Source organism: Lysobacter enzymogenes (assembly GCF_017168095.1).
Classification (GTDB): Bacteria; Pseudomonadota; Gammaproteobacteria; order Xanthomonadales; family Xanthomonadaceae; genus Lysobacter; species Lysobacter enzymogenes_D.
This window is the reverse complement of the sequence record NZ_LXSD01000607.1, coordinates 1-285: the sequence shown is the minus strand read 5'-3', so window position 1 is coordinate 285 and position 285 is coordinate 1. Positions and strand designations below refer to the sequence as shown.

Here is a 285-nt window from a genome sequence, read left to right as displayed (position 1 = left end):
TCGTGGTCTCGGCGCTGCGCGCATGAGCGGCGCGGCGTGGGCGCCGGCGGTGCTGTGCGCGGCGCTGGGCTTGCTGCTGGGGCTGGCGCCGGCGCGCGTCGGCCGGTATGCGGCGGTGGCGTTCGTTGCGGCCTGGGCGTTGGTCGCCGGCTTCGCTGCGGCGACGGCGGCGCTGGCTTCGTTGCGGTATCCGACGCTGGCGTGCTGGATCGTCGCAGCGGCGGTCGCGGGCGCGCTGTACGCGCCGCCGGCCGCGCGCGAACGCGCGACGTGGTTGCTCGCGTG

Annotated in this window: 1 protein-coding gene; it reads left to right on the top strand. The window is 77.9% G+C overall.

Annotated features, from left to right (window positions below; genetic code table 11):
• Window positions 1-22: 22 nt before the first annotated feature.
• The coding region (locus A7A76_RS23425; RefSeq protein ID WP_206413569.1) for a hypothetical protein at window positions 23-285 on the top strand (263 nt) is incomplete at its 3' end.